Source organism: Actinoplanes sp. NPDC051343, assembly GCF_044455125.1.
In the GTDB taxonomy this organism is placed as follows: domain Bacteria; phylum Actinomycetota; class Actinomycetes; order Mycobacteriales; family Micromonosporaceae; genus Actinoplanes.
Genome location: NZ_JBITEL010000013.1, coordinates 46,687 through 66,865, shown reverse-complemented (window position 1 = coordinate 66,865; position 20,179 = coordinate 46,687). Strand labels below are relative to the sequence as shown.

The 20,179-nt window shown below is 70.1% G+C and carries 24 protein-coding genes; 11 read left to right on the top strand and 13 right to left on the bottom strand.

Annotated elements, in window-relative coordinates:
* Positions 1 to 208: 208 nt before the first annotated feature.
* Together ACIA5C_RS35830 and ACIA5C_RS35825 are read right to left on the bottom strand one after the other, a co-directional pair.
* The gene (locus ACIA5C_RS35830) at positions 209 to 763 is read right to left on the bottom strand and encodes a TIGR00730 family Rossman fold protein (RefSeq protein ID WP_396063068.1); all 555 of its coding nucleotides are present in this window, start codon (positions 761 to 763) and stop codon (positions 209 to 211) included.
* Positions 763 to 1,539 (bottom strand): TIGR00730 family Rossman fold protein, encoded by a 777-nt coding sequence (locus ACIA5C_RS35825; RefSeq protein WP_396063066.1) that lies wholly within the window; start codon positions 1,537 to 1,539, stop codon positions 763 to 765. Before ACIA5C_RS35825 ends, ACIA5C_RS35830 begins: the two co-directional genes overlap by 1 nt.
* A 163-nt stretch (positions 1,540 to 1,702) precedes the next feature.
* On the opposite strand from ACIA5C_RS35825, the gene ACIA5C_RS35820 reads away from it, so the two are divergent.
* Positions 1,703 to 1,927 carry a hypothetical protein gene (locus tag ACIA5C_RS35820; RefSeq protein ID WP_396063064.1) on the top strand — a complete coding sequence of 75 codons (225 nt, stop codon included), beginning with the start codon at positions 1,703 to 1,705 and terminating at the stop codon, positions 1,925 to 1,927.
* 7 nt (positions 1,928 to 1,934) lie between these two features.
* Here ACIA5C_RS35820 and dapE read toward each other — a convergent pair whose 3' ends face one another.
* Positions 1,935 to 3,014, bottom strand: a complete 1,080-nt coding sequence (gene dapE / locus ACIA5C_RS35815) for a succinyl-diaminopimelate desuccinylase (RefSeq protein ID WP_396063062.1) — start codon at positions 3,012 to 3,014, stop codon at positions 1,935 to 1,937.
* An 85-nt stretch (positions 3,015 to 3,099) separates the two neighbouring features.
* Between dapE and dapD the strand changes: the two genes are divergently transcribed.
* On the top strand, positions 3,100 to 4,047 hold the full coding sequence (gene dapD / locus ACIA5C_RS35810) for a 2,3,4,5-tetrahydropyridine-2,6-dicarboxylate N-succinyltransferase (RefSeq protein WP_396063060.1): 948 nt from the start codon (positions 3,100 to 3,102) through the stop codon (positions 4,045 to 4,047).
* On the opposite strand, the gene ACIA5C_RS35805 is transcribed toward dapD, so the two are convergent.
* A complete protein-coding gene (locus tag ACIA5C_RS35805) occupies positions 4,019 to 4,855 on the bottom strand; it encodes a LysR family transcriptional regulator ArgP (protein WP_396063058.1) in 837 nt (278 codons plus the stop codon). The two genes, dapD and ACIA5C_RS35805, sit on opposite strands and share 29 nt — an antisense overlap.
* 71 nt (positions 4,856 to 4,926) lie before the next feature.
* Between ACIA5C_RS35805 and ACIA5C_RS35800 the strand changes: the two genes are divergently transcribed.
* Positions 4,927 to 5,526, top strand: coding sequence for a LysE/ArgO family amino acid transporter (locus tag ACIA5C_RS35800; protein ID WP_396063056.1), 600 nt, complete (start codon positions 4,927 to 4,929; stop codon positions 5,524 to 5,526).
* Here the strand turns inward: ACIA5C_RS35800 and ACIA5C_RS35795 are convergent.
* The 4 genes from ACIA5C_RS35795 to ACIA5C_RS35780 form a co-directional block, all read right to left on the bottom strand.
* Complete coding sequence (locus tag ACIA5C_RS35795; RefSeq protein ID WP_396063054.1) at positions 5,520 to 6,275, bottom strand: class I SAM-dependent methyltransferase; 756 nt, start codon at positions 6,273 to 6,275, stop codon at positions 5,520 to 5,522. The genes ACIA5C_RS35800 and ACIA5C_RS35795 overlap by 7 nt on opposite strands.
* Positions 6,276 to 6,402: 127 nt before the next feature.
* Positions 6,403 to 7,461 carry a threonine aldolase family protein gene (locus tag ACIA5C_RS35790; protein WP_396063052.1) on the bottom strand — a complete coding sequence of 353 codons (1,059 nt, stop codon included), beginning with the start codon at positions 7,459 to 7,461 and terminating at the stop codon, positions 6,403 to 6,405.
* A gap of 22 nt (positions 7,462 to 7,483) precedes the next feature.
* Positions 7,484 to 8,527 (bottom strand): MerR family transcriptional regulator, encoded by a 1,044-nt coding sequence (locus tag ACIA5C_RS35785; protein WP_396063050.1) that lies wholly within the window; start codon positions 8,525 to 8,527, stop codon positions 7,484 to 7,486.
* Positions 8,528 to 8,578: 51 nt separating this feature from the next.
* The gene (locus ACIA5C_RS35780; protein WP_396063048.1) at positions 8,579 to 9,334 is read right to left on the bottom strand and encodes an SDR family NAD(P)-dependent oxidoreductase; all 756 of its coding nucleotides are present in this window, start codon (positions 9,332 to 9,334) and stop codon (positions 8,579 to 8,581) included.
* 84 nt (positions 9,335 to 9,418) lie between these two features.
* Between ACIA5C_RS35780 and ACIA5C_RS35775 the strand changes: the two genes are divergently transcribed.
* The 6 genes from ACIA5C_RS35775 (at position 9,419) to ACIA5C_RS35750 (ending at position 14,042) form a co-directional block, all read left to right on the top strand.
* The gene (locus ACIA5C_RS35775; RefSeq protein ID WP_396063046.1) at positions 9,419 to 9,811 is read left to right on the top strand and encodes a RidA family protein; all 393 of its coding nucleotides are present in this window, start codon (positions 9,419 to 9,421) and stop codon (positions 9,809 to 9,811) included.
* Between the two features lie 447 nt (positions 9,812 to 10,258).
* On the top strand, positions 10,259 to 10,762 hold the full coding sequence (locus tag ACIA5C_RS35770) for a hypothetical protein (protein WP_396063044.1): 504 nt from the start codon (positions 10,259 to 10,261) through the stop codon (positions 10,760 to 10,762).
* A 71-nt stretch (positions 10,763 to 10,833) separates the two neighbouring features.
* Positions 10,834 to 11,274 (top strand): hypothetical protein, encoded by a 441-nt coding sequence (locus ACIA5C_RS35765; protein ID WP_396063042.1) that lies wholly within the window; start codon positions 10,834 to 10,836, stop codon positions 11,272 to 11,274.
* Complete coding sequence (locus tag ACIA5C_RS35760; RefSeq protein ID WP_396063040.1) at positions 11,271 to 11,966, top strand: hypothetical protein; 696 nt, start codon at positions 11,271 to 11,273, stop codon at positions 11,964 to 11,966. Before ACIA5C_RS35765 ends, ACIA5C_RS35760 begins: the two co-directional genes overlap by 4 nt.
* Positions 11,967 to 12,365: 399 nt before the next feature.
* Positions 12,366 to 12,998 (top strand): hypothetical protein, encoded by a 633-nt coding sequence (locus tag ACIA5C_RS35755; protein ID WP_396063038.1) that lies wholly within the window; start codon positions 12,366 to 12,368, stop codon positions 12,996 to 12,998.
* A gap of 42 nt (positions 12,999 to 13,040) precedes the next feature.
* Positions 13,041 to 14,042 carry an SDR family oxidoreductase gene (locus ACIA5C_RS35750; protein WP_396063036.1) on the top strand — a complete coding sequence of 334 codons (1,002 nt, stop codon included), beginning with the start codon at positions 13,041 to 13,043 and terminating at the stop codon, positions 14,040 to 14,042.
* A 137-nt stretch (positions 14,043 to 14,179) separates the two neighbouring features.
* Here the strand turns inward: ACIA5C_RS35750 and ACIA5C_RS35745 are convergent, their stop codons facing one another.
* Positions 14,180 to 15,613, bottom strand: a complete 1,434-nt coding sequence (locus ACIA5C_RS35745; RefSeq protein ID WP_396063034.1) for a DUF4407 domain-containing protein — start codon at positions 15,611 to 15,613, stop codon at positions 14,180 to 14,182.
* A gap of 77 nt (positions 15,614 to 15,690) precedes the next feature.
* Between ACIA5C_RS35745 and ACIA5C_RS35740 the strand changes: the two genes are divergently transcribed.
* The gene (locus ACIA5C_RS35740) at positions 15,691 to 16,545 is read left to right on the top strand and encodes an aldo/keto reductase (RefSeq protein ID WP_396063506.1); all 855 of its coding nucleotides are present in this window, start codon (positions 15,691 to 15,693) and stop codon (positions 16,543 to 16,545) included.
* On the opposite strand, the gene ACIA5C_RS35735 is transcribed toward ACIA5C_RS35740, so the two are convergent.
* Genes ACIA5C_RS35735 through fdxA form a run of 3 tightly spaced genes read right to left on the bottom strand, consistent with a single transcriptional unit; the run spans position 16,542 to position 18,591 of the window.
* Positions 16,542 to 17,177, bottom strand: coding sequence for an SIMPL domain-containing protein (locus ACIA5C_RS35735; protein ID WP_396063032.1), 636 nt, complete (start codon positions 17,175 to 17,177; stop codon positions 16,542 to 16,544). The genes ACIA5C_RS35740 and ACIA5C_RS35735 overlap by 4 nt on opposite strands.
* A 2-nt stretch (positions 17,178 to 17,179) precedes the next feature.
* Entirely contained in the window at positions 17,180 to 18,262 is a 1,083-nt protein-coding gene (gene dapC / locus ACIA5C_RS35730; RefSeq protein WP_396063030.1) for a succinyldiaminopimelate transaminase, read from the bottom strand.
* A gap of 2 nt (positions 18,263 to 18,264) precedes the next feature.
* Positions 18,265 to 18,591, bottom strand: coding sequence for a ferredoxin (gene fdxA / locus ACIA5C_RS35725; protein ID WP_396063028.1), 327 nt, complete (start codon positions 18,589 to 18,591; stop codon positions 18,265 to 18,267).
* Positions 18,592 to 18,673: 82 nt separating this feature from the next.
* Between fdxA and ACIA5C_RS35720 the strand changes: the two genes are divergently transcribed.
* Complete coding sequence (locus tag ACIA5C_RS35720; RefSeq protein ID WP_396063026.1) at positions 18,674 to 19,636, top strand: GNAT family N-acetyltransferase; 963 nt, start codon at positions 18,674 to 18,676, stop codon at positions 19,634 to 19,636.
* A 3-nt stretch (positions 19,637 to 19,639) separates the two neighbouring features.
* Here the strand turns inward: ACIA5C_RS35720 and ACIA5C_RS35715 are convergent, their stop codons facing one another.
* On the bottom strand, positions 19,640 to 20,110 hold the full coding sequence (locus ACIA5C_RS35715; protein WP_396063024.1) for a hypothetical protein: 471 nt from the start codon (positions 20,108 to 20,110) through the stop codon (positions 19,640 to 19,642).
* Positions 20,111 to 20,179 lie beyond the last annotated feature (69 nt).

Here is a 20,179-nt window from a genome sequence, read left to right as displayed (position 1 = left end):
CCGCTCGGGCCGGCGTGTCGGCCAGCTGGACCACCAGTAGACCGGCCAGCGCGCATGCCGATATACGACGCCATGTAACCACGGCAATCTCCCCGTTCGTTCCCCCATGTAGCGGGGAGCGACCACTGATCCACAGTGATCACTCCCCAGCGCTGGGTAACGTAACAGGAGATCGGCTCTCAGCGATATCCCAGTTCAGGCGAACTTTTCAGGACGCCGCCGGCCGACGGCTCTCCACCTCGTCGAGGGCGGCCGCGATCGACTTCGCCACGGTCACCCGGACCAGAGCGGACTCCCGCACGAACGCCGTGTGCGCCAGACCCTCGAGCCAGGACAGCAGACCGTCGTAGAAACCCTCGGGATCGAGCAGCACGATGGGCTTGTCATGCAGGTCGAGGGTGGCGGTGGTCCACACCTCGAACAGCTCGTCGAGCGTGCCCAGGCCGCCCGGCAGCGTGATGAAGGCGTCCGACCGCTCGATCAGCAGGTTCTTCCGGCTGCCCATGTCGGCGGTGACGATCAACTCGTCCGAGTGGACGTCGGCCACCTCGAGATCCACCAGGGACTGCGGGATCACGCCGAGCGTGTGCGCGCCGCCCGCCCGGGCCCCGTCGGCCACCGCGCCCATCATGCCGACGCAGCCACCGCCCGAGACCAGCGTGTGGCCGCGGGCGGCGATCTCGCGGCCGGTGTCGGTGGCCAGGTCGAGCCATTTCTGTTCGAGGGTGGAGGAGGACGCGCAGAAGACGCCGATCGCAGCCATCAGCTCTTCCCGTTCCCGGCCGCGTGCGCGGCGTCGGCCGCCACGATGATCTGCACGGCCTCCTCGATGTCGTCGGTGAGCTGGATCAGGTCCAGATCGGAGTCGCTGACCTTGCCGTCCTCGAGCAGCGTCTTGCGGATCCAGTCGATCAGGCCGGCCCAGTAGGCGACGCCCATCAGGATCACCGGGAAGCGGGTGACCTTCTTGGTCTGCACCAGGGTGATCGCCTCGAACAACTCGTCGAGCGTGCCGAAGCCGCCCGGCAGCACGACGAAGGCCTGGGCGTACTTGACAAACATGGTCTTGCGGACGAAGAAGTAGCGGAAGTCGATGCCGACGTCGACCCAGTCGTTGAGGCCCTGCTCGAACGGCAGTTCGATGCCGAGCCCGACCGACATGCCGCCGGCCTCGGTGGCACCCCGGTTGGCCGCCTCCATCACGCCCGGGCCGCCGCCGGTGATCACCGCGTAGCCGGCTTCGGCGAGGGCGGCGCCCAGCGCGGCCGCCATCTCGCACTCGGGGCTTTCCGGCTTGCTGCGGGCCGAGCCGAAGACGCTCACCGCCGGCGGCAGGTCGGCCAGCGTGTCGAAGCCCTCGACGAACTCGGAGAGGATCCGGAGCGACCGCCAGGCGTCCTTCGTCTTCCACTCGCGCCGATGGTGCGAATCCAGCAGCTTCTCATCGGCCGTACTCGGCGGGATCGAGTCGCGGCGGAGCGTAACCGCTCCGCGGTGTCGTTCGGCGCCGGAAGGTCGCCCGTTGGTGCTCTCCGTCATGCCTAGAAGGTAGTGCGGACGGTCAGTAACACGGTGAACAACCGGGTGGGTTTCGGTAAGAGGATTGCGGGTCGGCGACCTTTTGCCAGATTGAAGCAACGGACGGTAGCTCTGGAGCGTCTGTACAGTTACCAAACGCACGGCGTCAGGCAAGGGAGCCACCGTGACGACTCGATACGAAAGACTGAAAATGCAGCGCCGCATGCAGCGGCGCATCCAGTTGGTGGTCGAGGAACGCCGCATGTCCGCGGCCCGACCGGACACCCATGCCGAGCCCGCCGACACGGGCGAGGCCACGATCGAGATCCCGGTGGCGGCGCTGCTGCGCCCGGCGCCGGCTCCGCCCGCGGAGCGGGCGATCGGCCGGTTCACCGTCCGTTCGGCCTGATCTTCGTTCAGATCGCGTACGAGGCGAGCCACCGGTGCAGCGTGGCCGCGCCGTCCCGGATCTTGCCGATCTCGACGTGCTCGTCGGGAGCGTGCGCGAGCAGCGGATCGCCGGGTCCGTAGTTGAGCGCCGGGACGCCGAGCGCCGCGAACCGGGCGACGTCGGTCCAGCCCAGCTTGGCCGCCGGCGCCTCACCGACCGCGGCCAGGAACTCGCGGGCGGGCGCCGCGTCGAGCCCGGGCATCGCGCCGGGCGCCGAGTCGATCAGCTCCACCTCGTAGCCGGCGAACACCTCGTGCAGGTGTTCGAGGGCCTGCTTCTCCGTACGGTCGGGCGCGAACCGCATGTTGACCTGCACCGTGCATTCGTCCGGCACGACGTTGCCGGCCACGCCGCCGGAGATCCGCACCGCGTTCAGGCCCTCACGGTACGTACAACCATCGATGGTGACCGTGCGTGGACGGTAGTCGTCGAGCCGCCGCAGCACCTCGCCCGCCGCGTGAATCGCGTTGATCCCCCGCCAGGCCCGGGCGGTGTGCGCCCGCCGTCCGCCGACGTGCACCGACGCCTGCAGGGTGCCCTGGCAGCCGGCCTCGACCACGCCGTAGGTCGGCTCGAGCAGCACCGCGAAGTCGGCCACCAGCCACTCCGGCCGCTGCTCGGCGACGTGGCGCAGCCCGTTGTGCTGCGAGTCGATCTCCTCGGCCTCGTAGAAGAGGTACGTGATGTCGTACGCCGGGTCGGGCAGGGTCGCCGCGAGGTGGAGTGCGAGGGCGACGCCGGACTTCATGTCCGACGCGCCGCAGCCGTAGATGAGATCGTCGACGACGGTGGAGGGGAAGTTGCCGTTCAGCGGGACGGTGTCGAGGTGACCGGCCAGCACCACCCGCTGTTCGCGACCCAGATCGGTGCGCGCCATGACCGTGTTGCCCAGCCGGTCGACACTCAGATGAGGAGCCGTCCGGAGCACCTCGGCGACGAAGTCGGCGATGGCCGATTCGTTGCGGGAAACGGACGGCACGTCGACCAGGGCGCGGGTCAGCACGACCGGGTCGACCAGCACGTCCTCAGACAGCGGGTTCGCCATAGGCCGCACCATACCTGCGCAGGGTGAACCACCGGTTCCGATGCGATCTTCAGCACGCTCCGGCCTCTTTAGTAGGGTGCGGGGCGTGGAAACCGCGATCTCGACCTCGCCCGCCTGGGGCATCGGCCTCGCCACCGTGACCGCCGAGGGTCAGGTGCTCGACACCTGGTTCCCCGGGGGCTTCCTCGGGCTGGGCGACGAGCCCGCCGAGGCGCCGGTGCTGCCGGCCGGGCTGACCGGCCCCAAGACGCTGCCCGGCCTGTCCACGGTCGAGGTGCGGGTCACGGTGAAGTCGCTGGCCGAGCCGATTGCCGACGCGTCGGACGCCTACCTGCGGCTGCACCTGCTGTCGCACCGCCTGGTCGTCCCCAACTCGATCAACCTGGATGGCATCTTCGGCAAGCTGGCCAACGTCGCCTGGACGTCGGCCGGCCCGTGCCCGGCCGACCGGGTCGACGAGCTTCGCCTGATCGAACGGGCGGCCGGCCGGCACCTGGCGGTCTACGGGGTCGACAAGTTCCCCCGCATGACCGACTACGTGGTGCCCGCGGGGGTCCGCATCGCCGACGCCGACCGCGTGCGGCTCGGCGCCCACGTCGGCTCCGGCACCACCGTGATGCACGAGGGCTTCATCAACTTCAACGCGGGCACGCTCGGCACCGCGATGGTCGAGGGCCGCATCGTGCAGGGCGTGGTCGTCGGCGACCACACCGACATCGGCGCCGGCTCGTCCATCATGGGCACGCTCTCGGGCGGCGGCACCGACAAGGTCTGGATCGGCGAGCGCTGCCTGCTCGGTGCCAACGCCGGCACCGGCATCTCGCTCGGCGACGACAGCGTGGTCGAGGCGGGTGTCTACATCACCGCCGGCTCCAAGCTGACCCTGCCCGACGGCCGGGTGGTCAAGGCGCGCGAGCTGTCCGGCGTTCCCGGCCTGCTGTTCTGGCGCAACTCGGTGACCGGCGTGCTCGAGGCCCGGCCGCGCAAGGGCACCGGCATCGAACTCAACTCGGCGCTGCACGCCAACGACTGAAGGCTTCCTGCACCGCGGTCGTGAGCTCGCCGAGCACGGTCGACTCGATCTTCCAGTACTGCCAGTAGAGCGGGACGTCCAGATGGGCGTCCTCGACGAGCTGGACGTATCGCCCGGCCGCGATGTCGGGGTGCGCGATCTGCTCGGGCACCATGCCCCAGCCGAGCCCGAGCCGGATCGCGTCGACGAAGGCCGAGGCGGCCGGCACGTAATGCACCGGTGGCTCGACCGCGCGGTGGGTGCGACCGGCCAGGAAGCGGTGCTGCAGCCGGTCCTTGCGGTTGTAGACGATCATCGGCGCGTTCGGCAGGTCGGCGGCGAACTCCGACCGGCCGACCGGCAGGTAGCGCATCGCGCCCAGCCGCTCGAGACGGCAGCCCTGCACGACGACGTGCTCGGCGGTGACCGCGGCCATCGCGGTGCCGGTGCGCAGCAGGTCGGCGGTGTAGTGCTCGTCGTCGGTGTGCAGCTCGTAGCGCGGGCCGGGCACCCGGGCCAGCGCGGGCAGGAACCAGGTGTGCAGCGAGTCGGCATTGACCACGATCGAGACGCGGGTGCCGTCGCGCGCCTGGTCGAGCGCCTCCCGTTCGAGCAGCGCGACCTGCCCGGCGAACCGCACCAGGGCCTCGCCCGCCGTCGTCGCCACGCACGGCTTGGCCCGGCGCACCAGCACCTGGCCGACCGAACGCTCGAGCGCCTTGATGCGCTGACTGACCGCGGACGGGGTGACGTGCAGCTGCCGGGCCGCCGCCTCGAAGCTGCCGGTGTCGACCACCGCCTGAAAGGTCGCCAGCTGCACCGCATCCACTTAAGCAATGCTAATCCAACGTAAGATTCTTTAGTTTTCCTTCGCACCGGCGACCTCTTACCGTCGGAGGGGTGTTCACCTCCGCCATCGCCGGCTTCGCCGCCTCCGCCGTCCTGATCATCGCGATCGGTGCCCAGAACGCGTTCGTCCTCCGCCAGGGCCTCCGCCGCGAACACGTGCTGCCGGTGGTCCTGACCTGCGCGCTCTCCGACCTGATCCTGATCCTCGCGGGCATCGGCGGCCTCGGCGCGGTGGTGAACGCCCGGCCGGGCGCGGTCACCGCCATCCGCTGGGTGGGGTCGATCTTCCTCATCGCGTACGCGGTCCTGGCCGCCCGCCGCGCACTGCGGCCCTCCGCGTTGAACCCGGCCGAGCGCGCCCCGGCCACGCTGCGCGCGACCCTGCTCGCGTGCCTGGCCTTCACCTACCTCAACCCGCACGTCTATCTCGACACCGTGCTGCTGCTCGGCTCGATCGCCCAGCAGCACCCGCACCGCTGGCTCTTCGGTCTCGGCGCGGCGGCGGCCAGCCTGGCCTGGTTTACCGCGCTCGGCGCGGGGGCGCACAAGCTGGCCCCGCTGCTGGGCCGCCCGGCCGCCTGGCGCCTGCTGGACGCCCTGATCGCCGTCGTGATGCTCGGCGTGGCCGCCAACCTGATCTTCGCTTATTGAGTGGGGCCGTCGAAGGGCCTCGCGGCCGCCACGAGGAAACGGTGCGCGGTCACCGTGAACCCGCTCCGCGCCCGGATCACCGCGTCGAGCCGCCGCAGCTCCTTGGCATAGCGCTCGGGCGTGAAATCGCGCACCTGCCACGGCGACGCCCCGAGCTGCCGCACCACCTCTTCGATCGAGCGGAAGGTGACCGACGGGTGCTCCTCGCGTACGTCCGTCACTCCAAGCCCCGCGGCGGCGAGAGCCGCCGTCGCAACCTCGGCGTTCCACCGCTGCACGCGGGGCGGGGTGGCGCCCAGCGCATCGTTGAGCGCCAGCAGGTCGTCGCTGCCCACCTGCTGGCTGAGCACCCGGCCGCCGGGGCGCAGCAGGCGGGCGATGTCGGCCGCCGGGAGCCGCCCGTGCCGGCTGAGCACGACGTCGAACTCCTCCTCGCCGCCGGGCAGCTCGGTGAGGACGGGGACACCGAACGGCATCAGGCGGTCACGCGCGACCGGGATGTTGCGGGCCCAACTCTCCACCGCGATCGTGTGCGGCGGCAGGGGGGCCAGCTCGGCCAGCAGCTCGCCACTGCCGGTATCGAGGTCGAGCAGGCTGCCGGCGTGACGCAGCTGGGCGCGGGCAAGATCGGGGTACGACCATGACGGCTCGGACCCGAGGGCACGGCCGTCGAGCCAGGCGAATTCCCACCCGGTGCCGTGCACGCCCGAGGCCTCGCCGACCAGATCGCCGTACCGCCCACTGCGCACGTTCGCACCGTAGCCAGGAACGCTGTGTGCCAGGCGTCTCTCTCCAACCGCCAATACCGGTTCTGAGCTGGGAAAACTGAGCTGGATAGATCTTTGTGAGGACCGAATCGTTACCGATGTGATGCCACTAAAGGAGTCGTGAAAACGTCTCGCCGATGAACTCCGGGTTATGCCGCAAGGTGGCGCTGCCGACGGTCAGCTCGACCATCACCGAATCAGACATCGCGGTCGGGGCAGCCCGGGGCAAAACCCAAAGCTTGTCGGTCTCGGCCAGACGCTTCGCGTTGTCGGCATATCGCTCGGCGGTCGTCGACAGCCAGATGTGCATCATCGGCGTCTGCGGCGGCGAGGGCAGCACCCGGATGCCGGGCACGGCCTCGAGCGCGGCCGCCACCGCGTGGGCGTGCTCGAACCGGGCCGGCATCTCGGCCAGCGCGCCGGGCAGCCGGTTGCGCGCCGACGCGGCGGCCGGCCAGAGCCCGAACAGCGTGCCGCCGAGCCGCCGGCGCCACTCCTTGACCTGGGCCACGTCGTCGACCGAGCCGGCCACGCAGCACCCCGGAAGCGCACCGACGCCCTTGTAGAACGAGACGTAGACGGTGTCGAACAGCGCGGCGACCTCGGCCGGCGACCGGCGGTAGCCGGCCGCGGCCTCCCAGAGCCGGGCGCCGTCCACGTGGACGGCGGCGCCGCGGTCGCGGGCCCAGCCGGCCTGCGCGACGAGGTCGTCGAAGGGCGGCAACTGCCCGCCGAGGTCGCGCTGCGGCAGTTCGAGCAGCAGCGCCGCCACCGGCTCGGCGACCGCCCGCAGATCATCGAGCGTGAGCAGGCGGGTCAGCTCGCCGACCGAGCGCCCGACCAGGCCGTGCATCCGGGCGAAGCCCTCCTCCTCGTGCCGGGCGACGTGACAGTAGGGGTGCCAGAGCACGGTGCGCAGGCCGCGGGCGTCGGCGTGCACGCGCAGAGCGGCGGCCTGGGCCATCGTGCCGCTGGGTAGGAAGACGGCGGCCGGTTTGCCGAGCAGTGCGGCGACCTCGCGCTCGAGGTCGGCGACGACGCCACCCTCGCCGTACAGGTCGGGCTCGACGTCGTCGCCGATCGAGGCGATCATCTCGGCGGGGCGGCCGAAGCCGTTGCCGAAAAAGGTGTCGGTGCAGGCGGCGCGGCGTGCGGCGATCTCGTCCACCGCGCCAGTCTCGCAGAGATCGCTAGTGCCGGACCGGCATCAGGATCGAGAATCGTGAATCGTCGCCCGGCAACCGGAACGCCAGCGGCTTGATCGGGCCGTCGAGCTCCAGCACCAACTGCCCGCCCGCCCCGGCGTCGAGGGCCTCGAGCAGGAACTCGCGCCGCACCGCGACATGCGAGGCGGCGTCCGCCGCCCACTCGCTCTCGGCGACCAGGCGAACGCTTCCGGCCGGGTCGACGCCGAGGACCGAGATCTCGTACGCCGTCCCCTCGTGTTCCCGCTTCGTCGAAGGAGCGGCCGCGACCGCCACCCGCAGGGCCGCGGTGTCGACCGTGACCTGCTTGTTCCGGTCCCCGACCGGGAGCAGCCGACGGAAGTCGGGGAAGTCGAACGTCAGCGGCTCCGCCTCGACGACGCCGTCCTCGGTCTCCGCCCGCACGGCCTCGGCGGTGAGGTCGAGCGTCACCTGGCCGGCCCGCACCGCCCGCACCTCGTCCACGAACGGCAACGGCAGGAAGAGCCGGATCGGCGGACCTTCGACGGCGGCCGCCGCCTCCGCCACCGCCAGCCGGTAACGATCGGTCGCGACCAGGGTCAACGTCTTCGGATCGCATTCGGCGTGGACGCCGGCCGGGACCGGCCCGTCGGAAGCGGACGGGGCGGCGAAGCGGACGGCGTCAAGGGTCGCGGCGAGCGCGGCAGCCGGCAGGGTGATGCGGGTCATCAGGTTTTCCTCCAGGTCGAGCAGGGCGTGGATGCGGAGGAGTTCACGCTGGGCGTCGGCCAGCCCGTCCTCGAGACGGCGGCGGTGCCGGTCGAGCCGATGGCGTACGGCCTCGGGGTCACCCAGGTCGTGAACCGCCCGGGCGATCTCGGCGACCGGCATGCCCACCCGCCGCAGCCCGGCGATCAGCCGGGCCGCCCGCACCTGGTCGTCGGCGTACCGGCGATAGCCGGTCGCCGGATCGACCTCAGCCGGCACCAGCACCCCGGCGCCGTCGTAGAACCGCAGCGCACTGATGCTGAGCCCGCTGGCCCGCGCCACCTCGCCGATGCCTCGCATGTCTCCTACCACTGAACGAACCCTGGTGCCTCGACCTGCTGGAGGGTCAAGCTAATCCACGAAGGCGCCGCAGGTCATGTTGATGGCCGCGCCGGTGATCGTGCGGGCCCAGTCCGACGCGGCGAAGACGGCCACGTTGCCGACGTCCTCGAGCGTGGCGGCGCGGCCCAGCAGGGTGCTTTCGACCAGGCTCTTCTCGATCGGCGCTCGCCACTCGAGCTCGGCCGGGATCGAATCGGGCACGCCACCGGTCTGCAGGGTGATCACGCGAATGCCGTACTCGCCGAGCTCACACGCCAGCTGCCGGCGCAGCGCCTCGATCGCCGAGAACTCGGTGACCAGGCCACCCAGCTGATGGTTTCGCCGGTGGGCCGACCGGTCGCCGTCCCCGCCGAACATCAGGATCACGCCGTCCCGCTGCTGCTTCATGTGCCGCGCCGCCGCCCGCGCGGTCACAAACCGCGACCGCAGACCCGCCTCGACCGGGGCAAGATAGTCGGCCACCGCCATATCGGTGGCAGGCTTCCCCTGTACGTCGTGGTCGGTGACGACGTTGACCGAGATCTGGATCCCACCGGCCCGACCGGCAACCTGGTCGGCGTGCGCGTCGACCGCTTCCTCGTCCCGCGCGTCGACGACCGCGGTGTCGACCGGACCTTGAATCTGGGCCGCCACCCGGTCGAGGCTCGCCTGGGTACGCCCGGCCAGGAAAACGTGCGCACCCTGCTTCGCGAACGCCTTCGCCATCGCACCGCCGATCGAGCCGCCACCGCCGTAGACGATCGCGTTCCGCCCCTCCAGCAACATCAGTCGCGCTCCTCTCTGTCTCCCGTTGTGACCGTCGCGCCCGCGCGAACTCATCGGTCTTGCCCCCGCCGATACGCTCTCGGCATGCCGCAGCACCTGATCCAGCCCGAGGGCATGCCGCCGACGAACGGTTACAGCCACGTCGTCGCCTTCACCGGCACGATGGTCATGGTGAGCGGGCAGGTGCCGCTGGACGCCGACGGCCGCCTGGTCGGCCCCGACGACACGCGGGCTCAGGCCCGGCAGGTCTTCCGCAACCTGCAGATGGCGCTGACCGCGGCCGGTGCCCGCATGGCCGACCTGGTCAAGCTGACGGTGTTCCTGACCAACATGGCCGATCTGGCCGACTTCCGCGAGGTCCGCGACGAGTTCGTCGACCCGTGGCGGCCGCCCGCCAGCTCGCTGGTGCAGGTGAGCGCTCTGGTCCACCCGTCCTTCCGCATCGAGATCGAGGCGGTCGCCGCCCTACCCTCTTGAGGACAGAACCGTTAGCCGAACGTTTCTTTCGAACGAAAAGGCTAATCCGTTCGGTGCGAGGGTTTAGCTTTTATTCGGCGGAACGTGTCTCCGGCTCGCGTTGAAACGGTGTTTAGACGGCCGTTTCGGTGAGCTTGATCAATACTTGGCTTGAACTGTCGGCCCACGCCTGTTAGACACAGCATTCTTACCGGCGGCGGCCCTTGGTTGCCGCGTTTGGGCTGGTCAGATGCGTCCTACCGGCGGAGCCGGAGTACCCCTTTCAGGGTCGTCGAGTCGGCCCGGTTCGACTACCGCACAGTTCCTTGTTGGACAAGCGTAAGCACTATCGCCAGGGCCGTTTCCGTGGGTCATCTTTGGTCGCAGCGCCGGAACGGTTCCGAGGAACTCCGGCCCCCATTACGAAGCCCCACCCGCGATTCTCACCCGTTCCAGGAGGAACCCCCCATGCGCAAAATCACCAAGCGCTCCGTCGCCATCATTGCAGCCTCGCTGGTCGCCATCGGCGGCGGCGCCGCCTGGGCGACTTGGACGCTGATCGGCGATGGCAGCACGGCCGCGGCGGCGGAGTCGGCGTCCCAGCTGTCGATCACCGCTCCTGCGACTGCGGAAGGCGGTCTCGCGCCGGGCCAGGCAGCGGACATCGTGTTTGTGGTCGCGAACCCCAACAAATACCCGGTCACGATCGGGGCCGTAAAGCTGACCGGACTCACGGTGACGAAGGCGAGCGACGCAACGGGTACCTGTGCGCCCACCGACATCCTGATGCCCGAAAACGCAAACCTCACCGGCGCTTCTGGTCTGGACGTTCCCAAGGGCCCTTCCAGTCAGGGCGTGCGACTGAAGTCGGCTATCTCGATGAAGCAGTCGGCGGGCGACGGCTGTAAGGGCGCCAGCTTCGGCATCACGGTCCACATTGACGCCCACACGCCCACGACCACGACCCCCTGACGCGCGCGCTTCCGAATCAAACCTCACTAGCCGCGGAGGCACTCGTGCGACGGTGGCGCATCATCACTGGCGTGACCGCCCTTCTCGCGGCTGCGGTCGTCGTCACCGGCGACGGCCCGGCGGCCGAGGCGGGCGCGATGCTCAACACGTCGCACAGTGGGCACTTCGCCGACGATGAAGGCTTTCTCATCGTCGGCGGACCCGTCCGTGGTCTCCACCCTGGCAGTTCGCAGCGGATCGACATCTCCTTGCGGAATCTTCAGTGGCAGCCGATCCGGGTCCGGAACATCCGGGCCTGGGTCGCCACCACCTCGCGCCGCGCCTGCCGGCCCGACCCCTCCAACCTGGTCATCCGGCCGTTCCGCGGGCGCCTCCCGGTGCTGGTGAACACCCGCGGCCGCACGATGCCCGGCTCGTTCGAGGTGTACATGCCGCACTCGGTCTCGAACGCCTGCAAGAACGTCGTCTTCACGATCCGCTTCGCCGGCCAGGCCGAGCAGGTGCGGCGATGAGGCGCTACGCGCGTCCGCTCGTCGTCGGCGCGACCGTCTTGGCCCTCGGCGTCGCCGGCACGATGGCAGCTTCCGCCTGGACGGTCCCGGTCAAGAAGGTCACCGTCAAGGTGCGGGCAGCCAAGATGCCCAAGGGGATCACTCCCAGTGCCGGTCCGCAGGGCCGCAACGCGATGGTCTCCTGGAGCGCCCAGGAGATCCTGCCGGGCGTCCGCATGACGTCCTACATCGTCGCCGCCGAGGACGTCAGCGCGGCGCACCACGCCGGCATCACGCACACCGTCCGCGCCTCGGGTGGCGACCTCGAGTCCTCCACCTTCACCGCGGCCGAGCTGGGCACCGGGCGGTGGCGCTGGACGATCACCCCGCACTTCGAGAACTGGGCCGGCGTCGAGAGCAGGCCGAGCGCCGCCGTCACCTCCCCCGTCTCGGCCGCGTCCGCGCTGGCCGACACCGTCACCGCAATGGCCGCGGGTGTGGCCGCGCCGGCTGTCGACCCGGCGTCCACCCCGATCGAGCCGACGCCGGCCGCGCCGACGACGAGCAGCCCGCCGGCGCCGGAGACCCCTGCGACCCCGGCCACGTCGGCAACCGAAAAGGAGCCGGCGAAGACGGAATCGCCGAAAGCCGACCCCACACCTTCGGATATTCCTTCCGGCCCGCCATCGACAATCGAGAGTGCCGCCGAATAGGGAGCGGTCCCGAACGGGTTAGGCCACTCCTCAAGCGCCTGCCGCGATCGTAGGATGGGTGCACGTGCAGGCGTACAGGAGAATGGCCTGGCATCGCCGATAATCTTCCACCTCGACCGGCACAGATTTGTGGCCGGCTTATGATGCTGCTATGCCGCCGTCGTCGCAGGGTGGGATGGTTCCACGGGAAACCGCAGGTCACCGCGGCCGAGTGCGCCACGCCCGGTGATTCCCCCGTCAGGGTTAGGCCGGATAGCCGCTCCTGCGCGATTTATGCGCGCACAAGGGCGGACTAAATCCCGATCACAGGATCCGGCTTGTTCGGGGAACGTTATATGACCAGTCCCCATCCCGCCCTTGAGGAGGAAAGCGCCGCATGCGAAACCCTGGCCGACGGCCGTGATCCGCCGCGATCTTCTCTCCGGTGAGGGAAAACGGGAGCACGACGACATCAACAAAGAAATTCATATTGAGCTCGAGACGGCCGACCATGAGGAGCCGACCTGGGAGGTGCGCCCGGCCGGGCAGGGGCGGAAGCCGCGGATCGACCGGCGGACCCGGATGATACTGAGCGTGGCCGCCGCCGCGGCGCTCGTGGTGAATGCGGGTGCCGCCTGGACGTACTGGCACGTCACCGAGTCGAAGACCGCCGGCCGGAGCACCGGCGGCGCGGTCGAGCTGGCGTTGCGGGCCCGCAACGACCTCAACCAGCCGCTGACGCCGGGTCACACCGGCAACCTGACCGTGACGGTGGCCAACGAGTACGACTTCCCGATCCGGATCAAGCTGGTGACCGCGGGAACCGGCAACATCGTCGCCGACGACGAGCATCGGGACACCGGCTGCAAGACGCCCGGGGTGTCGCTGACGCGTCCGCAGTTCGACGTGTCGTGGGACGTGCCGCGGAACACCGTCGGGGCGTTCACGATCCCGGCCGGGCTGTTCATGAGCCGCAGCTCGCAGCACGCCTGCAAGGGTGCCACGTACACCGTGCCGGTGCGGGTTTCCGGGTACGGGATCGATTCGGCCTGAGACGGAGGTTTCTTTCCGCCGTCTTCGCGGAACTTCATCGGTATGACACGAGTTTCGGTGGTGACGGGTGCGAGCGGCGGCATCGGCCGGGCGACGGCTCGCGCGCTTGCTGCGCGCGGCGACGCGGTGGCGCTGCTCGCGCGGGGCGAGGACGGTCTGGCGGCCGCGGCGGAGGACGTACGCCGGGCCGGCGGCACACCTCTGCCGCTGGAGGTCGACGTGGCCGACTTCGCCGCGGTCGACGAGGCGGCGGCGCAGGTCGAGAAGGACCTGGGCCCGATCGACCTGTGGGTGAACGACGCCTTCAGCTCGGTTTTCGCCCGGTTCGTCGACATCGACATGGCCGAGTTCCGGCGCACCACCGAGGTCTCCTACCTGGGTTACGTGCACGGCACCAAGGCGGCACTCAACCGGATGCTGCCCCGCGACCGCGGCGTGATCGTGCAGGTCGGTTCGGCGCTGGCCTACCGCGGCATCCCGCTGCAGAGTGCCTACTGCGGTGCCAAGCACGCGATCCAGGGGTTCAACGAGTCGTTGCGGGTCGAACTGTTGCACGACAGGCGCAACGTCCACGTGACCATGGTGCAGATGCCGGCCGTGAACACGCCCCAGTTCGGCTGGGTGCTGTCCCGGCTGCCGCGGAAGGCGCAGCCCGTACCTCCGATCTATCAGCCCGAGGTCGCGGCGAAGGCGGTTCTCTACGCGGCCGATCATCCGAAGCGCCGCGAGTACTGGGTGGGCGGTTCCACCGCGGCGACGCTGGCGGCCAATGCGCTCGCGCCCGGCATCCTCGACTGGTACCTCGCGCGCACCGGTTTCGACAGCCAGCAGACCGACGAGAAGCGCGACCCCGACGAGCCGACCAACCTGTGGGAGCCGGCCGACGGACGGCACGAACCGGATGCCGGCGCGCACGGCGACTTCGACGACAAGTCGAAGGATCGCAGTTTCCAGCTCTGGGCGTCACAGCATCACGGGCTGGTGGCGGCGGCCGGCGGCGCGCTGGTGGCCGGGCTCGGCTGGGCAATCGCCAAACGCCGGTAGGTACGAAGCCGGTAGGTACAAAGCCAGTAGGTACAAAGAGGGCCCCCGCAAGGCGAGGGCCCTCTTCGCAACAGAGCGTGGGCTTGAAAAGCACCGTCAATCATTCTACCGCCCGACGGATCCGATCGCGGCAAGGGTCATTGGGTGTGAATTCGGTCCGGCGGCCCCGGGTTGACGGGACGGTAGTGGCGTCCGTTGTGCGGCGGCATCCCGCGTACGTCGGAAGCGTCGACGATCGGAAGCCGCAGCGGACGTCGATGCCGGCCGTTCCGTAGCGGCTCCGCAGGAGCCGGATCTTCCTCGCGGGCGGCGTGCAACGCCGGCTTCTCCCCGGTGACGCCGTTGCCTTTGGGCAGGCCGGGCGACTCCTCGCCGGCCACCACCGCGGTCCGCAGGACGGCGCTGGCCCGCGCCGCCGCCGCGCGCCCGACCTGTTCGTCGTGGGCCGCCGCGGCGATGCCGGACGCGACCACCTTGGCCATCGCCTCGCCGTAGTTGCGCGCGTCGTGGATCTCCCGCTCGTGGATCAGCGCCGCCTCGTGCTCGCGCCGGCGGGCCACCCGGGCCTCGTTGCGCTCGTAGGCGTTGCCCCGCGAGGCGAACTTCAGCGCGACCGCGGCACAGTCGAGCGCGACCAGCAGCAGCGTGATGCCCAGATAGAAGACGCCGACGCCCCAGAAGTCGCTGCTCACCAGGTGCCACATGGCCGCCGTGCGCGCGCCGAAACCCGCGTCCGCCTTGACCGCGGCCGAGTTGTCGGAGCGCTGGTTGCTGATGCGCTGGGACAGGTCGGACTGCTCACGGGCCCGCGCCTCGCGGTCCGAGCGCTGGGTGGCCAGCAACTGCCCGGCCTGGGCGTCGAGCACGGCCGCCTGCTTGTCGAGTGCCCGCGACTGCAGCACGAGGTTGTAGCAGTAGCCACCGGCCGGGCAGCCGCCCGAGTGGGTCACGCCCTTGCCGGACGAGTCGGCGAGCGCCTGCTGGTAGAGCGCGCGGGCGTCGTGCCGCTTCTGGGCGGCCTTGTTCGTCAGGTCCTGCACCGCCGCGTCGTCCGCCGACTCGTCCTTCTTCAGCTGGTTGAGCTGGGCGGAGTAGGTGGCGATCGCTCCGCTGGTGTCGATCGAGCTGAGCTGCTCGTTGTGCACCTGGTTGAGCCGCGCGTCGATCTCGCCCTGGTAGCGGGCCAGCATTAACGGCTCGGTGATCAGCACCGCGAACAGCAGGGCGAGCGCGAGCCGGCCCGCGTACAGGCTGAGGGTGGGCCGTTTCAGGAAGTCCTTCGGGTCGGTCGAGTCCAGCTTGTCGTAGCTGATGGACACCCGGCCGACGACCGCTCGGTCGTACGCCACCACGCCGGCCGCGACCAGCGGCCCGACCATCCACCGGTACCACGGGTGGGTGTAGTTGGAGCTGGCGTCGATGAAAGCGGCTCCACCTATGGTGGCGTAGACGAAATAGAGCAACACGAACATGCCGATCGCGGAGTAGAGGACGCGATCGGTGTGCGTGGTCACGCTTTCGGGGTTGACGTTCGCCACCCTCAGCAGCGTGTCTCGGCGACCCTTCGGCATGTTGCCGAGTCTCGCCGATCACAGGAGTATCCGTGCCCAAAATCGGTGGATCGGTGTTGGCTGGGTACATGAACGCCATGGATTCGGCGATTCCTGAACTGACACTCAATGACGGTCGTACTATTCCCCAGCTCGGTTTCGGCGTCTTCCAGGTGCCGCCCGACGAGACCCGCACCGCGGTCGAGGCGGCCCTGCGGGTCGGCTACCGGCACATCGACACCGCCCAGATGTACCGCAACGAGAGCGGCGTCGGCGAGGCGATCGCCGCATCCGGGCTGGACCGCGCCGACGTCTTCATCACCAGCAAGCTCAGCAACGCGGCGCACCGGCCGGACGACGCCCGGCAGGCCTTCGAGGGCACGCTGAAGGCGCTCGGCACCGACTACATCGATCTCTTCCTGATCCACTGGCCGCTGCCGACCCGCTACGACGGCGACTTCGTGCAGACCTGGCGCACGCTCGAGGAGTTCTACCGGGAGGGCCGGGCCCGCTCGATCGGCGTCTCCAACTTCACCCCGCACCAGCTGGGACGGCTGCGGGCGGAGACCGAGGTCCGGCCGGCGGTCAACCAGATCGAGATCCACCCGTACCTGACGAACGACGTGACCCGCGCCTACGACGTGGACAACGAGATCGCCAACGAGGCGTACTCGCCGATCGCCCAGGGTGCCGTGCTCGCCGACCCGGCGGTCGTCGCCGTCGCCCGGGAGGTCGGGCGGACGCCGGCCCAGGTCGTGCTCCGCTGGCACATTCAGCGCGGCGACATCGTCATTCCCAAATCAAAGACCGAGGAACGCGTACGCGAGAACTTCGCGCTCTTCGATTTCGAGCTCGACGAGCCGTCGATGGCGTCGATCAGCGACCTGGACCGGGGCGAGCAAGGCCGCATCGGCGGTGACCCCGACTCGATGGACTGGATTCCCGGCAACTAGCCGGGCAGCGTGGGCTCGGTGATCGTCACCCGCACGGTCACCGACGCCTCCACGGTCTGCGGCTCGGGGTCGACCTCGATCGAGGGCGCATCCGCGTCGCTACCGCTCGCGCGGAAGACGCTGCGCGTCGCGAAGGCTTGTGCCGGCCCCTCGTCGGCGATCTCGATCAGCCGGTCGATGCGGGCGCCGACCGCCTCCGCGTACTCCCGCGCGCGCCCCAGGGCGTCGTCGATCGCCGCCTTGCGCACCTCGGCTCCAGCCCGGCTGCCCGGCCGGAGCTGCCACCAGGGCCCGGCGACGGCCGCATGGCCGAGCCCGGCCAGCCGGAGCAGAAGATCGCCGAGACCGTCGAATTCGGTCACGGTCACCGTCGTGACCAGGCTTCCGGTGTACGCGACGACGCGCTCGCTGCCCCGCTTGAGTTCCGGGTAGACCTGCACGTGGCCGGTCTCCCGCCGCTCGACCGCAAAGCCGTCGACGATCACGCGCACCTCGGCGGCCCGCTCGGCGAGGCGCCTCAGCACCGCCTCGCGGTCGCGGTCGCGGGAGTGGGTGGTCACGCTGATCACCGCCTGCTCGGGCGGCACCTCACGCCGGGCCTCCCCGCGCACCACGATCGTCGGCGGCTCCATGGTCAGGTCAGACGGGCGACGGCGGCCGCCACCCGTTCGTCGGTGGCGGTCAGCGCCACCCGGACCTGCTGGGCCGCGGCCGGGCCGTAGAAGACGCCGGGCGCGGCCAGGATGCCGCGCTCGGCCAGCCAGTCGACGGTCTGCCAGCAGTCTTCGCCCCGGGTCGACCACAGGTAGAGACCGGCCTCCGAGTGGCTGATCTCGAAGCCCGCCTTGGTCAGCGCGGTGCGCAGCAGGTCCCGCCGGGCCGCGTAGAGCTCGCGCTGGGCGGCCACATGGGTCTCGTCGCCGAGCGCGGCCACCATCGCCGCCTGCACCGGCGCCGGGACGATCATGCCGGCGTGTTTGCGGACCGCCAGCAGCTCGCTCACCAGGGCCGGATCGCCGCCGAGGTAGCCCGCGCGGTAACCGGCCAGGTTGGAGCGCTTGGACAGCGAGTGGACGGCCAGCACGCCGGTGTAGTCGCCGCCGGTCACCTCGTCGTCGAGCACCGAGACCGGTCGCGTTTCCCAGCCCAGCGAGTGATAGCACTCGTCGCTGACCACGACCGCGCCGCGCTCGCGCGCCCACTCGACGACCTTGCGCAGGTGGGCCGGGGGCAGCACCTTGCCGGTCGGGTTGGACGGCGAGTTGATCCAGATCAGCTTGACCGGAGCCGGACCCAATGCGGTCAGCGAGTCGGACCGCACCACGGTCGCACCGGCCAGCCGCACGCCGACCTCATAGGTCGGGTAGCACACCGAGGGGATCACGACGGTGTCGCCGGGACGGACCCCGAGCAGCGTCGGCAGCCAGGCCACCAGCTCCTTGGAGCCGATGGTCGGCAGCACACCCAACCGGCCGGAGGCGTTGCAGGAACGCCGGAACCAGTCGGCGATCGCCGCCCGGAGCGCCGGGGTGCCCGCGGTCAGCGGGTAGCCCGGCGCGTCGGACGCGGCGGTGAGTGCCTGGCGGATCAATGCCGGGACCGGGTCGACCGGGGTGCCGATCGACAGGTCGACGATGCCGTCCGGGTGCGCGGCGGCCTTGGCCTTCGCCGGCTCCAGCAGGTCCCAGGGGAAGTCCGGCAGAGCCGACGACAGCACGCTCAGTGGTCCTCGCCGCGGGGCGGCTGGGAGAGCACGAACGGGGTGTCCTTGTCGATCTTGCCGACCTTGGACGCGCCACCGGGCGAACCGAGATCCTCGAAGAACTCGTAGTTCGCGTTCGTGTAGTCCTTCCACTGCTCCGGGACGTCGTCCTCGTAGAAGATCGCCTCCACCGGGCAGACCGGCTCGCAGGCCCCGCAGTCGACGCATTCATCGGGGTGGATGTAGAGCATCCGGTTGCCCTCGTAGATGCAGTCGACCGGGCACTCCTCGATGCACGCCTTGTCGAGCACATCGACGCACGGCTCGGCGATGATGTAGGTCACGGGTCTTTCCCTTCCAAGCGATGCCGCCGGGACCGCCGACGAACGTTGCAGAGCCTAGTATCCCCACCGGAGGAGGTGACACGTGCTCCGTCGGCAGGATGTGGGACACCGGGTGGTGGTACGCCGGATTGTAGGGGTTTCCCAGGATCGCCCGCTGTTCACGGACGCTCTGGGTGAGCTGGTCGACCTCACCGAGACCGATCTCACAATCGCCACCGACAAGGGCACGCTGCGGGTTCCGCTCCGCGAGGTGCACCGGGCCAAACGGGTGCCCGCCGGCCGCCGCCCACCGGCGTCCGAGGTCATCTCGCTCGAGCTCGCCGCCAACGACGCGTGGCCCGCACCGACCCAGGCCCGGCTCGGCAGCTGGATCCTGCGCGCCGCCGGCAACTGGACCGGCCGCGCCAACTCCGCGCTCGCCGTGGGCGATCCCGACCGCACCCTCGAGGCCGCGATCGACGGTGTCGTCGAGTGGTACGCGGACCACGGCCAGCAGCCCCTGATCAACGCGCCGATGCCGCTGGCCGCGCCGGTCAGCGCGGCCCTCGACCGGCGCGGCTGGAGTGCGCGGCCGCTGACCCTCGTGCAGACCGCCCTGATCACCCCGCTGCTCGCCACCCCGCCGGTGCGCCACGACCGGCCACCGGTCGAGCTGGCCGACGCGCCCTCCGACGACTGGTTCGCGATGGTGAGCGAGCACAAGGGCACGCTGCCGCCGTCGGCGGTGCGCATCTTGACCGGTCCGGCCGAGGTGGTCTTCGCCCATGTGCACGACGCCGACGGCGCGCTGATCGGGGTGGCCCGCGGCGCGGTCACCGGCCCCGACCGCTGGCTCGGCGTCTCGCTGCTGCAGACCGCGCCGGCCGCCCGCCGCCAGGGGCTGGCCCAGCACATGCTGCGCGGGCTGCTGCAGTGGGGCGTGCAGCACGGCAGTCACCGGGCCTACCTGCAGGTCGAGGAGCGCAACACGGCCGCGGTCGCGCTCTACGGCAAGGCCGGCTTCACGACCCACCACACCTATCTCACGCGGGAAGCGCCGGTCTGACAGCTATCGGCGGACGACCTTGCGGGGCTTGGCCGCGCTCCTCTCGGTGTACGCCTTGAGGGAGCGCGAGCGGTAATCGGCGCCGATCATGACCGCCACCCAGTAGCCCAGCAGCGTGCCGACGATGGCGAAGCCGGCATAGAGCCAGACCTGCAGGAAGAAGTTGCCGGCGCCGTCGGAGAACGGCTGGCTGCCGCTGATGAAGGGTCCGACCAGGACGGTCAGCAGCAGGGCGGCGACCGTGCCGAGGAACCAGTCGGGGACCAGCCAGTCGAGCGGTTTGCGGCGCTGGGCGGCCCGGAACGTCCAGACGGCCAGCGTCAGACCGATCAGGGCGAACATGACGATCGACGCCCCGCTCTGCACGCCGTCGTCGTTCTTGAACGCGAAATGGATGACCACACGGGTCACCACATTGATCGCGAACAGCCCGACCGCCAGCGCCGCGATCGGGAACCAGCGCTGCTGCCTCATCATTCCTCCCGGGGGGACCTGGGTCGGGATCGTAACGCCAGGTGGATATCTGGTGGTTGCCTGCCGGTC

Bases quoted from the DNA above. Each gene is read 5' to 3' on its own strand.
- ACIA5C_RS35750 (WP_396063036.1), top strand. From the start codon at position 13,041: ATGACACGAGTTTCGGTGGTGACGGGTGCGAGCGGCGGCATCGGCCGG.
- dapE (WP_396063062.1), bottom strand. From the start codon at position 3,014: ATGGCGAACCCGCTGTCTGAGGACGTGCTGGTCGACCCGGTCGTGCTG.
- ACIA5C_RS35745 (WP_396063034.1), bottom strand. From the start codon at position 15,613: ATGCCGAAGGGTCGCCGAGACACGCTGCTGAGGGTGGCGAACGTCAAC.
- ACIA5C_RS35715 (WP_396063024.1), bottom strand. From the start codon at position 20,110: ATGAGGCAGCAGCGCTGGTTCCCGATCGCGGCGCTGGCGGTCGGGCTG.
- ACIA5C_RS35770 (WP_396063044.1), top strand. From the start codon at position 10,259: ATGCGCAAAATCACCAAGCGCTCCGTCGCCATCATTGCAGCCTCGCTG.
- ACIA5C_RS35785 (WP_396063050.1), bottom strand. From the start codon at position 8,527: ATGCGAGGCATCGGCGAGGTGGCGCGGGCCAGCGGGCTCAGCATCAGT.
- ACIA5C_RS35735 (WP_396063032.1), bottom strand. From the start codon at position 17,177: ATGGAGCCGCCGACGATCGTGGTGCGCGGGGAGGCCCGGCGTGAGGTG.
- ACIA5C_RS35760 (WP_396063040.1), top strand. From the start codon at position 11,271: ATGAGGCGCTACGCGCGTCCGCTCGTCGTCGGCGCGACCGTCTTGGCC.
- ACIA5C_RS35825 (WP_396063066.1), bottom strand. From the start codon at position 1,539: ATGACGGAGAGCACCAACGGGCGACCTTCCGGCGCCGAACGACACCGC.
- ACIA5C_RS35775 (WP_396063046.1), top strand. From the start codon at position 9,419: ATGCCGCAGCACCTGATCCAGCCCGAGGGCATGCCGCCGACGAACGGT.
- ACIA5C_RS35780 (WP_396063048.1), bottom strand. From the start codon at position 9,334: ATGTTGCTGGAGGGGCGGAACGCGATCGTCTACGGCGGTGGCGGCTCG.
- ACIA5C_RS35740 (WP_396063506.1), top strand. From the start codon at position 15,691: ATGGATTCGGCGATTCCTGAACTGACACTCAATGACGGTCGTACTATT.
- ACIA5C_RS35830 (WP_396063068.1), bottom strand. From the start codon at position 763: ATGGCTGCGATCGGCGTCTTCTGCGCGTCCTCCTCCACCCTCGAACAG.